This window comes from Methanosarcina sp. 1.H.A.2.2 (assembly GCF_000979975.1).
Lineage (GTDB): Archaea > Halobacteriota > Methanosarcinia > Methanosarcinales > Methanosarcinaceae > Methanosarcina.
On record NZ_JJQL01000023.1, the window covers coordinates 5,872 to 20,964 of the forward strand.

12 protein-coding genes are annotated in these 15,093 nt (G+C 43.5%); 1 reads left to right on the forward strand and 11 read right to left on the reverse strand.

Translation table 11 applies throughout. From position 1 onward, the window contains the following. Positions 1–25 precede the first annotated feature (25 nt). On the forward strand, positions 26–220 hold the full coding sequence (locus EO93_RS18065; protein ID WP_235284103.1) for a hypothetical protein: 195 nt from the start codon (positions 26–28) through the stop codon (positions 218–220). A gap of 446 nt (positions 221–666) precedes the next feature. Here EO93_RS18065 and EO93_RS04075 read toward each other — a convergent pair whose 3' ends face one another. The 11 genes from EO93_RS04075 to EO93_RS04125 all read right to left on the reverse strand — a co-directional run bounded on the left by EO93_RS04075 (position 667) and on the right by EO93_RS04125 (position 14,185). Further along, positions 667–2,121, reverse strand: a complete 1,455-nt coding sequence (locus EO93_RS04075; RefSeq protein ID WP_048161210.1) for a TIGR04279 domain-containing protein — start codon at positions 2,119–2,121, stop codon at positions 667–669. Positions 2,122–2,365: 244 nt separating this feature from the next. Beyond that, a complete protein-coding gene (locus EO93_RS04080) occupies positions 2,366–3,130 on the reverse strand; it encodes a hypothetical protein (RefSeq protein WP_235284104.1) in 765 nt (254 codons plus the stop codon). Positions 3,131–3,499: 369 nt separating this feature from the next. Then, positions 3,500–5,008 (reverse strand): lipopolysaccharide biosynthesis protein, encoded by a 1,509-nt coding sequence (locus EO93_RS04085; RefSeq protein ID WP_048161211.1) that lies wholly within the window; start codon positions 5,006–5,008, stop codon positions 3,500–3,502. A gap of 664 nt (positions 5,009–5,672) precedes the next feature. Then, the gene (locus EO93_RS04090) at positions 5,673–6,719 is read right to left on the reverse strand and encodes a polysaccharide deacetylase family protein (RefSeq protein ID WP_048161212.1); all 1,047 of its coding nucleotides are present in this window, start codon (positions 6,717–6,719) and stop codon (positions 5,673–5,675) included. Positions 6,720–6,783: 64 nt separating this feature from the next. Further along, positions 6,784–8,211: a nucleotide sugar dehydrogenase gene (locus tag EO93_RS04095; protein WP_048161213.1), complete on the reverse strand. Its 1,428-nt coding sequence runs from the start codon at positions 8,209–8,211 to the stop codon at positions 6,784–6,786. 141 nt (positions 8,212–8,352) lie between these two features. Further along, positions 8,353–9,291: a UDP-N-acetylglucosamine 3-dehydrogenase gene (locus tag EO93_RS04100; protein ID WP_082107555.1), complete on the reverse strand. Its 939-nt coding sequence runs from the start codon at positions 9,289–9,291 to the stop codon at positions 8,353–8,355. Between the two features lie 47 nt (positions 9,292–9,338). Then, the gene (locus EO93_RS04105; RefSeq protein WP_048134929.1) at positions 9,339–10,421 is read right to left on the reverse strand and encodes a DegT/DnrJ/EryC1/StrS aminotransferase family protein; all 1,083 of its coding nucleotides are present in this window, start codon (positions 10,419–10,421) and stop codon (positions 9,339–9,341) included. 66 nt (positions 10,422–10,487) lie between these two features. Next, entirely contained in the window at positions 10,488–11,156 is a 669-nt protein-coding gene (locus EO93_RS04110) for an acyltransferase (RefSeq protein ID WP_048134930.1), read from the reverse strand. A gap of 643 nt (positions 11,157–11,799) precedes the next feature. Further along, positions 11,800–11,961 (reverse strand): hypothetical protein, encoded by a 162-nt coding sequence (locus tag EO93_RS17245; protein WP_156161228.1) that lies wholly within the window; start codon positions 11,959–11,961, stop codon positions 11,800–11,802. A 473-nt stretch (positions 11,962–12,434) separates the two neighbouring features. Beyond that, on the reverse strand, positions 12,435–13,295 hold the full coding sequence (locus EO93_RS04120) for a CPBP family intramembrane glutamic endopeptidase (RefSeq protein WP_048161214.1): 861 nt from the start codon (positions 13,293–13,295) through the stop codon (positions 12,435–12,437). A gap of 2 nt (positions 13,296–13,297) precedes the next feature. After that, on the reverse strand, positions 13,298–14,185 hold the full coding sequence (locus EO93_RS04125) for a DUF1616 domain-containing protein (protein ID WP_048134933.1): 888 nt from the start codon (positions 14,183–14,185) through the stop codon (positions 13,298–13,300). Positions 14,186–15,093: the final 908 nt, after the last annotated feature.

The window sequence follows — 15,093 nt, forward strand, 5'->3', positions numbered from 1 at the left end:
ATGTGTATAAGAGACAGGTGGAAAAATGGATTCAATCGGTGGGAAAATTGAATCCCTCGGCGGGAAAATTGATGTGCTGGGCAATAAAATCGATCAGGCCAGGGTGGAAATAACATACGAAATCCGCGTAAGCCGGGATAATTTCAGGTCTCATCTTGATGAACGGATTTCAACCATAGAACGCGAGTTATCTCTTATTAAAGCAAAAGTCATTCCCTGAAATACTGCTTGAGCAAAACATCTGGCGCATTAATTATTTTTTCAATTTTTCGTATCTTAAACGTTTTTATCTCTTCTGTTTTCATCCTGGTTACCATCCCGGAACTCTCACAGCCCTCGGGGGACCCCTGGGTTTCCTGTTAAAAATACCCGATGAAATCCAGGGCTTTTGGAGAAGGCGCCTGAAAAGTTGAGGGTTTGAAAGGACCACAGGTGCTTGAGACCTACTTTTGTGCAGTTTTTCAAGGTCTCATAGGTAGTCCGTTAAAACCCGGCTAAAATCTCTCCGGGCAAGTTTGCAGAGGGGCCGGGCCGGGAGAAAAATGAAAAATAAAAAATAAAAAAAATAAAAAAAATGAAAAAACCGGCAGGCTCCCGGTTAGATTGCTCCTGATCTTCTTCAGTCGCTATCTCAAGGCCCGAACTTTCCTCCGCTTTTTTCCGGTTTCAGCGCCTTCTCTTCAGTATCGTAATCCCTATCATGAGCGTTCCCGCAAAGCCTATGAGGAAGGAAGCCAGTTTAGGGGGATTTTTTATAACCTTTTCTGCCTGGAGAATTTCTCCCCGAATCTGGGGTTCGAGGTTTTCGAGTCCGAGTGAACTTGCGGTATCAAGAATGGACTGCTCGCTTTCCAGGGTGGAAGGACTTTTATCATCTATTGAAAGGTCGGTGGCTTTTGAGTCCTCGTTTTGTTTTTTGTCTGACCCATGTGATTTTTTGGGGGCACATATCGCCAGCTCTTTCTGGGCTATGCCTGTAAGGCCTTTGCCGTTTTCATAGGCAGCTGCAAAGAGGAGGTAGTCTCCGGGAGGGAGGTCAAAGGTTGTCAGGGAGAGGGTGTTCTGGTTCTCGTCTCCTATGCTTATCGTACCGTTGCCTTCTCCTATCAGGGTCTGGATTTCGGTCGTGAGTTCATCTTTGCTGAATTTGGACTCGTAGTTTGTAGAATTAATGCCGAATTCATTGATGATATCGATTCCGTTAACGAAGATATCGGTCCCGTGCACTGTCCCGTTTGAGCTTACATTTATTTCTGCGCGGTAGGCGTCTTCCCTTATCAGCAGGGCCCCGTATGTGTAGCTCCCCTGAGCAGGAGCCTTTTTCAGGTTCAGGCTGACTTCAAGATTTTCGCATTCTTTGAGTTTGTTTGGGGAATCTACTTTCAGTTCGTATTCCAGTACCTCAAAACAGGTTGCCGAAAGGACCTTCCTCTCCGCCTCAGACTCTTCATTTTCGTTGCCTGCAAGCATTATGAGTACTCCGTAACTGCCTGCTGGAAGGGGGTCAAGGGTCAGGGGGGCGGAAAGGTCCCCGGTTTCGTTCAGGACCGTGGTGGTTACCAGAGTTGTAGAACCCGTGCTACTATCGAAGATTTCCTTGAAGCTCCCGGCGTTCCCATCCCTGAGATCCGTAAAGGCGTCTTTAAGGGAATTTACATCAAGCCCCTGGACCAGGTAAATATTCACTTTCTGCTTCCCGAAAGCTGCAGGTCCTTTGAAATCCATCTTCACTTTCTCGTTTTCAGTGTAAAAGGGATGGGTGGAGTACGGGTATGTAAGTACCAGTTCCGTATCATCTCCGGCGGATACCCCTGATTTCAGTTCAAGAGTAGTTCCCGCACTTTGAAGGCTGTTTGCCCCGCTGTATGTAAAATTAAGAGGCTGTGGGAGCTGAATTTCCTCTCCTCCGCTGAGAAGGATCCAGCCGCCTTCCGTCAGGCTCTCATTATGGTCTGCAAAAAAAACGCTGTTATCATTTTTTTCGAGAACTGCAATCCAGGGCTCTTCTTCGGAAAATGCCGCTGATACTGAAATGAGTGAAAAAGTAATCATCAAAACTGTCAGGGCTAACCTGAATGTTTTGCCATAAATCCCATTATATATTTCGGTTCTTTTCTTCATTACTACCACCCCTTAGTTATTCTCTTCCCTGCTTAATTCCAGGTTTTTTGCTCTTTTTCAGGGCTTTAGCTGTTAATCTTTTTTAATTAAATATTATTCAACATTCATATATTTATTTAAAAACACATTTTCGCCATTAAAGAGATTTGCAAGGGTTCCCGGAACATTTAAAGTGTTTAATATTCAAAGTGTTTAATACTTAATATGTTTAAACACTCTTTTTTTCTTCCAGAACTCCATAATTTTAACGCTTTTTAATCCTTGAATAAAGCAGAAGTAGTAGCATTCCGGCTAAGATCCCTTCTATCCATATGTTTGAGGCCTTCCAGTTCCGGGATAAATCTTCTTTTTTGCCCTCTTTTTGTTCCGAAGAGGGTGTTATATCCGAAGGCAGGTTTTCTGCCGGCTGCAGGGTAACCTGCTTTGTAACGTCCCCTACCTTTACCTCAAAATTGCCTGCCGGGATCGATTTAGTGTCGTACTTATAGCTGAAATTCCCTGAATCCACCTTCACCTGCTGGAAACCTGTAATCCTGAGCTTGACATCAGAGGCATTTGATTTCCCGTCAAGCCTGATCTTGTAAGTCCCTGGGGGGACGCCTGCCTGGGAAACCGTGGCATCTCCTTCTTTTGCAGTTCCAGTTATGGTTATCCAGAGTATCATCTTTACTCTCACGTTCAGGTCATCGACACCTATTGCCTGCACAGTAAAACGGTTGTTGAACCCGGGCGGGATTTTTACGTCGTCAAGCAGATACTCGTATTTGCCGTCCGAGACCCGGACGTCCTTTTCAAAGGACACCCACACGTCTGCTGTCTCTCCTGCGAAATCGGCTCCTCTGATCTCTATTGTGTCTCCAACTACCGGGTTTTCAGGGATAAGTTCCCAGCTGTTAGTTGCAGCATTCCCGGGAAAGGGGATCATACATAGAAGTACCGAAAGACAGAACAGCAGTTTCAGCTTTTTTCTATTACTCTGGTTCTGGATGAAAGCGGAAGCGAATTTCACGAATGTAATCCCCTCAGAAAGCAATATTCCGAATCTCCTTTTTCGATATTTTTGTCTTAATTTGAATCACATAACTTTCAGATAATCTGCAGATAAATCAACATGCTTATATCGTTTTTCTTTTTAATGTCCTGGACGTTCGGCAGCAAAGAATTTCCCCACAGGCTGGCTTTTACAACGATCTCTCTCAGAAAAGTCTATTTATATTTTACCTTGATTTTTATACGACTTGCCGCCGAATCGGAATCTGGTTATTAATAGGAACAGCCTGATTATCAGTATTTCTCATCAGGCGTGTATATAGAGCGCGACCTTTTGAATACGATCCCATCGATTACCTGTGATGAGTTCTTACGCTTTTTACGCTTTTTAGGTCTTTCTCGGAAATTTGAGTTCCCCTCTTATCTCTTTTACCTGTTTATCCGTTTTCAGTATATACAGATAATAAATGCAGATAATCAAACCGGAGATTACAACCAGAAGGACCTGGTTTATTCCTGCGGTTTTGAGAGCTATCAGGACTGCTCCTGCAGGGATAAAGAGGACCAGGTTTGAGAATACTATTTTCAGGGCTCTTGAGGTCTTTACCCCGGAGTAGTACATCATTTTCAGGCACAGGTAGCCGTACACTACAATGCCTGATATGGAGAAGAGGGCAAGAGCTATACGGGCACTTCCGAACATGCCGCCAATTGTGAGGGACAGGAAGCGGGTTGTCAGGTTGAAGAAATTGTAGTTGAAGCCGAAGTGGTGTTCTTCTACTACCAGGTATATTGTGGTTAAGGGGGATGAGATAAACCATATAAAAGCCCAGAGGCTCAGGATCTGGGCGTAGACTCCTGCTTCTGTCCAGGCACTCCCGAAAATCACGGTAAAGACATCGCTTCCGACAATTGTGAGAATCAATATAGGGAACATGCCTATGAGCACGAGCATTCTGAATACACTTTCAACAAGAGTACTGAGGGTGCCTTCGGATATTGCCCTTGATGCCCTCTGGTAAAAGACCTGTGAGATTGAACCTCCAATAAAACTCATAGGTAACTGGAGCAGGCGGAACCCCAGGGAATAAAATCCAACCACTGCAGGAGTGAAAAAGGCTGAAAGAAGAAAAGCCGGAAGCTGCCAGGAGATTGAGTTCATAAGGGCAGACCAGCTGTCTATGAGTGGAAGTTTGCGGTGCCGTATAGAGCTTTCATATATCTTTTTCCAGCTCAAGCTCTTCGTTATCAGGTTTCTATCATCTCTCCAGATCTGTCCTCCAAGCACGAATGTTGCTACAGACTGGCCCGCAAGGCTGCCGCCGATTAAACCAGTTGCAGTTGGGGGGCGTTCTGCAAGCCCGAGGATGATCTGGGTTGCAGTGGTCGAAACCGAACTGAAAACCCTTGAGAAGGAGAGCCTCTTGAAGAGTTTTGTTCTTGAGTTCCAGTTGTTGAGTGCGAGAAAAACCCCATTTACAAACACGAACGGGGGGACAAGCCAGAGATAATCCCCTATCTGCGGGGCATTCAAAAGGTCAATTATCGGGGTTTTGAAGTACCAGATAACTGGCACGGTTAAACCGGTAACAAAAAAGACTGCGAGGAAACTCAGCCCTAAAAGGTTTATTGCTTCCTCGTCTGATTCAGGCAGCATTATAGATAACTCATACCTCAGGCATGCAATAACGCTTATAATGCTCGTGATTGAAATATACAGAGCCCAGACTCCAAAATCTTCCGGTCCGTAAAGGCGGGTCAGAACAGGAGCTGACAGAATCGTAAGGATCTGAGCAAAGGTTGTTCCGCCTGCGAGTGTCAGCACATCTGATACAAAACTTGCCTTCTTTTCTTTTTTATATGGCTTTTTTGCCACATCTGCTTTCTTTTCATCCATAGCCACTACCCTGGCAAGGGATGTTGTTTTTTCAGGCCCGATAACTGGAAGTTTTTATATCTCTGAAGTGAATCGTTTAAATTCCTGCGGTTATACTTGTTCCTGTGGGTATATTTGCCCTTTTAAGAATCCTAATTCTTCAGAATTTCAGTAACCTGACCTTTCCTTACTTTTTACCCTGGCCTTTTCTCCCTTCCCAATTTCCTATACACAAATTATCCTTATAAACTCATCCGACTCAACAGCCCCCTTCTCCCAGTAGTGACAGCCTGGACCCCGAAAACTCCTAAAGTATGGGACTTTTATCCAGCCGGCATCTCCAGGTATTTGTTCCCTTTTCCCGTTTACCAGAGATTATAGCCCCTGGGCTCAACGGGTAAAATAATTATTGAACCTTTAACAGAAATACACTGTTAACTTTTTAACAGCCAAAGTTCCCGGAACCAACATCAATCAAGTTAATCCACTTGAGGCAGCCATATATCTGGCAAAAAAGAATTTTCTTTGAGCTGCCGGTTGATGTTGTTTTATTCTTTTTGTGAATGAAGATCGATTTAGTCTTTTAATTGATCCTTACTTTTAATTGATCCTTACTTTTAATTGATCCTTATATTATCGTAATTTATTTAGCAACTATGATTTATTCAGCAACATAGCACTGTTTTTAGATCCCCGGCTCAATCTGACTGGTCCACCAGTTATAGATTTCCTCTCCGCTGGTAATCCAGGCGTTTTTGCTGGCACAGTACTCAAGGACTTTTTCGTAATATTTAAGAGTCTCTCCCTCAATGCATGTGTTGTTATGCCAGAGGATAGTAATCACACCGTTATGCCGTTCAACAGTATCGATAAGATACTTCGTACATTCCCAGGCTTTTTTAACATCAAGGCGCATGTAGTCTTTCAAAAGCGAGCGGTCCATTATCACCAGTGGAAGCTCCATAATATCGATCTGACGCCCCTCATTCAAATTAAAAGGCCTGAAAGGATGGCACATCCCATTTCTAAAGCCAGCGCAGTCTGGATACCCCAGTGTGGTGTCGTATTTGAACCCCGCTTTACTCAACAATTCCCAGGTATTCGGTACGCTAAACCTTAAATAGTGATTTCTGTACCCGATAACCCTTTTCCCTAAGACTTTCTCAAGCCTACTTTTTTTTTCTTTGATGTCTTCAAGGCTATTGTAAGATTCATGCCCCCCATGCAGGCCAACTTCCGATCCACTGTCGGATATAAAACCCATTTCAGATTCAAGGTCTTTAATGTTATAATTAAAGTCCGTTTCTTCAGGGTTCAGGGCAAGAAAATAAAAACTGGATTTTGCATCATATTTTGCCTCCAGCTCCACTATTTTCCTGAAGTTCCAGCATGGATTACATTTCTTGCAAATCCTGGAAAAAGGGGTTTTCATCGTCTCGGTCAGATTCTTTCTGGCAAGAGCTTTAATAGACCCGATAATCGGATACAATTTTTCCGGGTAAACCGCGTCGATGTCGTGTGTGAGGCAGACCGCAAACTTTTTTCCGTCCGGATACTGCGGTTTCAGCCCGTTTTCTAATAGAAATTTGGAAACTCTCGGTTCAAAAATACTTCTCTGGCTGCTTAGATAGTACGGAAACCTTTCATACCTGTCGCGAAAGATCAGGTCGTACTCTTCCTTTCTGGTAAAGAGCTCCCAGAGTTCCTTGTTTTCTTTCAGTTTTTCAAACATAATTATCGCCCTATTTCCCGGATATAAAAAACAAATTCTTCTTAAAAAGGGGAATTTTTCCCCTTTATATTATCTCATGTGAGTTCTTATCTCCCCTCCCAATCCCCTTATACACAAACCCCTTTCCAATAAACTCATCCGGCTCAACTACATTTCTTCCATCAACAATTACCGGATTCTTTTTCCCACTTACTTTTTTCACCCAATCAGCTGTCACATCAGAGTAGGCGCTGTGCCCTGCAAGCACGATTACAGCATCCGCACCTTTTACAACCTCTTCCAGGTTATCTGAAATCTCGACGCCCGGATAATTGACAACGTAAGGGTCGTGTACCATAACACTGGCCCCAGCTTTCAGGCAGAGGTCCCTGTACGGTTCTGACGGAGTGTTCCTGGCATCATCCGAGTCGCTGATAAATGCCCAGCCGAGCATTGCAACCTTTGAGCCCTTCATATTCTTTCCAAGCCTCTCAAGGGCTGCAACAGTCAGGTTGTACATGTGTGCAGGCATAAAGTCATTGACTTTTCTGGCAAGCACGTAGATTGAATCCGCACCTTCGGGATAGTCCAGCTGTCCTTCACCAATCTTAACTCCTCTTTCCAGGTGGTATGTGTCTTTGGTCAGGCAGTGGCCTCCAACCCCTGCTCCGGGCCAGAGGATAGCTCTTGTTATACCCTCGCCTTTTAAGCTGTCAACCCCGGTCCTGACGTCATAGACATTTATGCCCATGGCTTCACAGTAAAGGGCAAGCTGGTTGATTGCTGCAATCTGAAGGTCGCGGAAAGTGTTCTCCGCAGTTTTTGTAACCTCAGCTGCAGTTGCACTCATCGGGATAACTTTTCCGACAGTGAGCACCGGTGAGTAAAGCTCAACAGCCCTTTTTGTGCTTGCCTCATCAATTCCGCCTACGATACGGTCGTGTTCTCTGATGTTTTTCAAAAGCCTGCCTACCATTACCCTTTCAGGGGCATGGGCCAGGGCAAAATCTTCGCCTGCTTTCAGGCCGGACTCTTCCTCAAGGATCTGCTTTGCCATTCCTGCGGTCGTTCCCGGAGTGATTGTGGATTCGAGGACTACAAGCATACCCGGTCTCAGGTATTTTCCTGCGTTTCTGATCCCCTCTATGAGAGCGCTGAAATCAGGTATAAGGTCTCTGGGATTTGCAAAAGGAGTCTGAATTGCAAGTGTGACTGCATCAAGTTCGGAGATCCTTGAGAAATCGGGAGTACATTCGAACTTGCCTGCTTTTACGACCTTTTCAATGAGTTCTTCGAGGCCTGGCTCTTCCCCTTTGAGCGGGCTTTCTCCCCGGTTGAGCATATCAATCTTGTAGCCTGAGCTTTTTGAGTTGCGCTGGAAGCCCAGTACTTTGTCAAAACAGGGAGCATCTGCGAATAAGACTGCTGCAGGGATTCCTACATAACCCATGCCAAGTACTCCTATTTTTTTGATAGGGCCGCGTTCCTTTAGAAGTTTTTCCAATTTGCTCATGCTTTATCACTTTCCAGTATTGTTTTTAAGATATTCTTCCATTTCTCTGATGCATTCGGATTTTTATAGAACGAAGCGTAAAACCCCCAGGGTTAGACCAGGGGCAGTTCACTTCCATCACCGTTCTGGCTTTTATGCGGTTTACTGCCCTACTTCAATTAATCTCTCTTCTTCGTAGGACCTGATGGCTGCCATTGCTACTTCAAGGGCATGTTTTCCATCTTCGCCGCAGGGGTTAGGTTCTTTGCCCGTTTTAATACAATCTATGAAATAAACGAGTTCGTTTTTCAGAGGTTCGCTTGGTTCGACTTTGGCTTTTCTGATCCAGCCGTTGTCATGAAGTTCGACTGTCTGGTCGATGTAGTCCAGATAGGCTACTCCCTTGACCCCGATTGCTGTCAGTTGCCTTACTTTATGGGGAGTAAGCCAGTTTGTTTCAACAACGCCTGCAAAATTATGGTCCATGCGCAGGATAATTGAGGCATGGTCTTCAAAAGAATGGATATCTGCACCTGCAATGGCGTAAACACCCTTTATCTTCTTGCTGTAAAGGTATGAAATGACGTCTATATCGTGAACCCCGATATCCAGAATTACTCCAACGTCCCTTATCCTCGGGTTGTAGGGGCCGACTCTCCTGGTAGAGATGGATACTATCTTGCCAAGAGTGCCCGAATCTATGATTTCTTTGAGCCTTATAACTGCAGGGTTGAAACGTTCTATATGCCCTACCATTAGCACCTTATCTGCTTTCTTTGCAGCTTCTATCATCAGGTTCGCGTTTTCAACCGTGTCTGCAATCGGTTTTTCTACAAGGACATTAAGGCCTGCGTCCAGGGCGTCAAGGACTACCTGTTTATGCAGTTTTGTGGGCACAACGACGCTTACTGCATCAAGGCCTTCGGCAAACATTTTTTTGTAATCTGTATAGGCTTTCGTTTTAAACTGAGCGGCCATGGCTTCGACTCTGGTCTGGTCTACATCTGATATTCCGGCAAGCTCCACGCCCTCCATCTCGCTGTAGATTCTGACGTGGTTCTGTCCCATGGCGCCTGTGCCTATTACTCCTACTCTAATCAAGGTTTCACTTCCTGTTTCTGAGAATGCTGTTACTGCCCGGGAATTACTCAATCGTTTGAATAAAATTCTCTGGTTGCCTTAACTATCTTCTGCACGTCATCTTCGGATAAAGACGGATGTACAGGGAGGGAAAGAACCTCTTCTGCTGCTTTCTCCGAGACAGGCAGGGAATCTTTGTACCCGAGTTCCATATAATAGGGCTGTTTGTGGATGGGTATCGGGTAGTGTACTCCGGTTCCTATTTCTTTTTCCTTCAGGAAAGCTGCCAGTTCGTCCCTCTTTTGAGCTCTGATTGTGTACTGGTGGAAAACGTGGGTACAGCCAGGTTTTGTTACTGGAGGTACAAGCCCTGAAATGCCTTTGAGTCCGGCTGAAAGCATGGCTGCGTTTTTCTGCCTGGTAGCAGTAAACCCGTCCAGTTTTTCGAGCTGAACAAGCCCGATTGCAGCTGCAATGTCAGTCATGCGCAGGTTAAAGCCCAGCATTTCATGCAGGTAGCGAACTTTTGAGCCGTGAGCCCTGATCATCTGTGATTTTTCTGCGATTTCCTTTTCATTTGTTGTAATCATCCCGCCTTCACTTGTTGTCATGTTTTTAGTCGGGTAGAAGCTGAATGCTCCGGTCCCGAAACTGCCAACCCTTTTCCCGAGGCATTCTGCGCCATGGGACTGGCAGGCATCTTCAATCACGACAAGCTTGTGGTCTTCAGCGATTTCCATTATGGCTTTCATATCTGCAGAGTGTCCGTAGAGGTGGACAGGCATAATGGCTTTCGTTTTTGAAGTAATTTTTTCCTGGATTTTTTCGGGGTCTATATTATATGTATCCGGTTCAATATCTGCAAAAACAGGTTTTGCCCCGGTGTAAAGAATACTATTTGCAGTGGCAATAAAGGTGAAGGGACTTGTAATTACTTCGTCTTCTTTTCCAATGCCGTGGGCAAGAAGCGCGATATGCAGGGCTGCAGTGCCGGAGTTTACAGCAACTGCATACTCGCAGCCGGTGTACTCAGAAAAAGCAAGCTCGAACTCTTCTACTTTTGGTCCCTGTGCAATCATACCTGAACTCAGGACCTTCGTTACTGCATCAATCTCTTCCTTGCCCAGCAGGGGCTTGGCGATTGGGATCATTTTTGGACCTCTTATAATTATCTTAATAAAACTTTAATATTACTTAACTTTGATTTTTTGATAGGTTTATATTCGGTTTAACTCTTTAAGATCTTCAGGAAGCTCCTGTATTCTGGCAGGTACACCGATCGCCAGCTTCCACGGAGGCACATCTTTTGTCACAAGGGCTCCTCCGGCAACCATTGCTCCTTCCCCTATTTCCACTCCCGGAAGCAGGGTCGCGTTAGCGCCTACAGATGCTCCTTTTCTCAAAACAGGGCCTTTAAGTTCGTATTTTTTACGGATGGGATATTTGTCGTTGGCAAGAACAGCACATGGTCCGATAAATACATTGTCTTCGATAACCACATTCGTTGGGATATAGACGTTTCCCTGAATACTTACATTGTTTCCTATCTTCACGTTTCCATCTACGATAACGTTCGTTCCGATAAGTACATTGTCCCCTATTTGTGTGTTTTCCCTGATCATTACGTTATGTCCGGTCTTGAAGTTTTTTCCGGTCTTTACGCTGGAAAAAATTGTCGAACCTGCTCTTATAATCGAGTTTGGACCTATAATGCAACCCGGAAAATCAAAGTCCTCTATCTCCACATCCTTTTTGAGGATCTCCATAAGGACTCTGTGTTCTGGATACCCCAGTATTACATTCTCCAGAATTACTGTATCCTTTCCGATTACAGAGGTTCCATAAACCTTAGAAGAACTGTGTATTTTGAATTCTTTTGAGTTCATATTCTTCCCCCGTTTTTCTCCTGTACCTTATAATTCATTCGGAGTGCTTCGAATCAATGCTACATTTCAATTATTTTTGTAGAAATTTGGGGTTTCCTGTTCGCGGATTACCTGGTTAATTTCTTGTTCCTTGGTTGGCGCGAAGGCGATTATCAGTTGTCGTTTTTCCCTTTACTCACTCCCTGTAAGTTCCTAACTGTGTTAATTTCTTCACTGGATACACTTTGTAATTATTTAAGTGATTTGGTTTATTTACCTATCTATTGCTTTCCTGATTTCTTCGGATAAGTTTCTCTTATTTATTCTGGTGGTTTTGCATCAATCATCGACTGCGGGCATCTGAAATTCCTTTACTATCCTTAATAATACCGATTTAATACTGCTATTTTTCTCCTGCTATTTTCTCCTGTTATAATGCCGTTATCCTGATGCCACCTTTATTATAGTTAATTCTTACAGTTATAATTTTTATATGAAAGTTCATCATCTTAAAAATTTTGGGTGCACCCATCTTAAAGTCATATAGCTGATCTACCTTGTCCTCTATCTTAATTATATAATTGACCTTTTTCTTCCCCGCTCCGGACCGGGACGTTCAGGGTTTTCAGGGTCACCCGCCCTTTTTTCGGTTGCTCTCTTAGGTTCATATAGCTTGAATTCTGGAAAGCAAAAGGAGGAGGGTTTTTATATCAGATTGCACATCTGTTTCTCTTATACCTGAATCAACTAGAGGAGTTCTGACTACGCTTACAAGTTTAATTTCATCAACTTCCGCTTCTTCGGGTGCGTTATCAATGATGACCACACTAGGGGTCCCTGAAGGTGCATCAGTGGCCGTAGCGACTTTGCTTTTACTGTTACTTTTCCGAGACTTCCTTCCTCTGTCAAAGAACTGGGGAGATTCTGTAAAAACGTCTCTGAATATGGGAATAATTCCACTTCTGTTTTCTTTCGGTGCCGTTATTCTTTATAAGCTTGTAGCTCTCTTTTAACGTCTGCAGATCTCATTTAAGCCTTGAATTCATGCGCATCGACAACAATATCTCTTTTTTAAAAACCTCATGGAATTAATTTCCTTATCATTTTTTTAAAAAAGTTTTCGGCTTTCTTTTCTGCCTGTTAACTTTCATGCATTCCTCTTCCTCTCTTTTTCCTCTCCTCCTCTTTTCCCGTTTCCTTTACCTCTTCTTCTTTTCAGGCATCATCTTACAGGAAGGAACAGGTGAACAAGTTTAGAGAAAATGAGTCCAGACAACACAACTTTTTTAAAAAATGAATTTAGAAAAGATGGGGGATAACCCCAAAGAGGAAGACGTTTATGAAGCCATGGATCATTGTGACCAGAGGGAGGCTTCGGGTTCTGTAGAACATAAATCCTATGATAAAACCTACAAAGAGAGTGTAGAATACTTCACCTATGTTTCCATACCCTGAATGCATTAATCCGAACAGGACGCTTGTGATAATTAGACTCCCACGGCTGCCGAGAAACTCTTCGAGCCGGTTCTGCAGAATGGACCTGAAGATGAGCTCTTCAACAAGACCTACTAAAAAGACCATAACAAGGGTAAGTCTCAAAAGGGAGGGAATTGAAAGGTCTGGGATGAGGTAATTTGTCTCTACTATTAAGTATTCCCCTACTCCAAGCAGGAGCCCCATAATTATCGAGAGTGGAATATAAATCCACATCCTTTTGAAGGTAATTCCAAGCCGTTCTCTAGTAAACCCCTGGTCGGTGAGTGCAATTGTTACTGGAATTGTAAGGAGTCCGTAGATAAAGACAAACGAGTAAAGGGTTTCCTCATAAAATGCTGGCATTGAGAGGTTTACAAGTCGCAGGATTGGTAGCAGGAGCAGGGCCTGGTAAGTTTTCTGGATCTCCTCATTTTTGATATATAACATGGAAAGAGAAAGCCCTAGCAGGGTGACTGCGTGTACCTCCATGGCTTCTATAGGTCTTCCAGAATATATCATAAATTCCGCAAAAGCGATGGCTAAAATCGGAATTATCAGGTAAAGTCCTTTGTTTTTCAATGAAGACTTCTGTGCCACCCTATTTTCAGGTACGTGCATATACTCAGGAGTTTGTATCTCTCTCTTTTCAGGTGTTTGCATCTCCTGATTCTCATATGTTCCCATCTTCAGGCCTCCTTGGTAACGTTTATCCAGAGGCGCAGGTCCCTGTAAGGCACATCCTTTTCAGTCTCGTTGAAAAGCAGGAACTCAAGCTCCATATTCTCTCCTTCAAAAGAGGGGGTTATCTCAAGGGGCTCTTCCAGGGTTATGTTGTCGTCAAGTTTTATATTTCTCAGGTTCTCAGGCAGCGGCAGGGATCTGTTTTCGAGCCTGACATCCATTGTATAGTTTACTGCCCTATGCTCATGGTTTGCGATCCCTATAATGACGGTTCCACTTTCTCCCTGCACATACTCTGTAGTATAGTTATCAGCTTTTCCCTCGGGCCCGAGGATATAGAATTCTGTAAATGGCTCCTGGTCGTGGGGAACTATGGATACATAAGCCACACTTCCTACTAAGGCCAGAACGGAAATTGCCAGAAAAGTTCTGAGTGTCTTTTCTGTTGACGACTCAGGTTTTCCCATAACTTCAACTAACAGGGAACGGGCAGAAGCCTTGAAAGAGATCCCAAAGGTTTTGTCTTCTGGAAGCTGCCTCCTGCGGACATATGCTGCTGCACATGCAAGGATGATAAATACAGAGAGGCTTGCAAGAAGAGGTACTTCCTTGATCCCGAATGATGTATTATTAAGTACAAGTCCTATAAGCGGTACTATTGCAACGCTCATTCCAACAGAAAGTGCTGCTCTTTCAATTCCCTCAAGTCCGGTTTTTGTTGGAAATAGCAAGGCTACAAGGGCATACCCCGGTAGGAATAATACCAGTGGTAGGCCAAGGACTATGCGAATAAAACTCTCACTTAGTACAGGAATAAGTACGAAAATATCCGTGAGAACTACAAGGCCTACCACAAACAGCAGGTCAGATGGAAACTTCTGGTTCCCGGCCATATGACTCCTCATAAAACGGTTTTAATGTTTTTCTGGCTTTCCAGTTTTATCTTTCTTGATCAGGTTAATCTGCCTATTTCATCATCCCTCTCGAGGGGATTTTCAGAAAACCTTTTAGGCTGTTTTTTTCGGTCGGTCTTCTATAATCTTCTGCTGCGAAGAGTTGAGAACCGGAAGGTTGGGGATTGGCCCGAGTTTCTATTCAGGAACTTTCTTTTCTATTTAGTAAAGCTTCCGTTCCTGAATAGTTTCTCTTTTTTTAAATAATGATTTTAACTCGATCTACTCAAATACTTTTTTGTATAAAATATCTTCCCCTTTTCCTGTATGTTATTATAAAAATGTATTTCTTCTTTATGACCTTGCTGAGGAATTTTACGGTTCAGATTAAATCTGGTACTTTTTTGAGGGGGTTTCCTGAATAAGTCTATTCTTTTTTTATGCTACTGCGTATCGTAAAAAACTTCTTAATTTCCTTATCTGTATAAATTTTTATGCCCATATTGATACTAAGTAAGATTTATATCGGAGCGCTTTAAGCTCCTTTTCTGGCTAACGGGATTTCCAATTAAGCTTATTTCTTTTTCGTTATCGGGGGGACTGCTTAATTATCTTTTGTGTCCCAATGTTTATATAGCTCATCTCTTAAAACAAATACACGTCTTATTCCGAACTCTGACTTGCTTGCAGGGCATCTTTCCTTTCCCTAAAAGGAGCACAACAATCCCCCAAATGATGCGCTGTAGATCTGGTTACAGACGATCCTTAGAAACCCTTTAAAGTTTGTGGAGCGATGACTCTGAAAAATGTATTCAATGTATTTGAAATTCTCGCCGATTTCTCTATAGAAAGGCGCTTTATAAATATTCTTGAGTTTTTTCATCAAAGAGGTAGATGATAGCACATGA

Bases quoted from the DNA above. Each gene is read 5' to 3' on its own strand.
- EO93_RS18065 (WP_235284103.1), top strand. From the start codon at position 26: ATGGATTCAATCGGTGGGAAAATTGAATCCCTCGGCGGGAAAATTGAT.
- EO93_RS04075 (WP_048161210.1), bottom strand. From the start codon at position 2,121: ATGAAGAAAAGAACCGAAATATATAATGGGATTTATGGCAAAACATTC.
- EO93_RS04085 (WP_048161211.1), bottom strand. From the start codon at position 5,008: ATGGATGAAAAGAAAGCAGATGTGGCAAAAAAGCCATATAAAAAAGAA.
- EO93_RS04090 (WP_048161212.1), bottom strand. From the start codon at position 6,719: ATGTTTGAAAAACTGAAAGAAAACAAGGAACTCTGGGAGCTCTTTACC.
- EO93_RS04095 (WP_048161213.1), bottom strand. From the start codon at position 8,211: ATGAGCAAATTGGAAAAACTTCTAAAGGAACGCGGCCCTATCAAAAAA.
- EO93_RS04105 (WP_048134929.1), bottom strand. From the start codon at position 10,421: ATGATCCCAATCGCCAAGCCCCTGCTGGGCAAGGAAGAGATTGATGCA.
- EO93_RS04110 (WP_048134930.1), bottom strand. From the start codon at position 11,156: ATGAACTCAAAAGAATTCAAAATACACAGTTCTTCTAAGGTTTATGGA.
- EO93_RS04120 (WP_048161214.1), bottom strand. From the start codon at position 13,295: ATGGGAACATATGAGAATCAGGAGATGCAAACACCTGAAAAGAGAGAG.
- EO93_RS04125 (WP_048134933.1), bottom strand. From the start codon at position 14,185: ATGGCCGGGAACCAGAAGTTTCCATCTGACCTGCTGTTTGTGGTAGGC.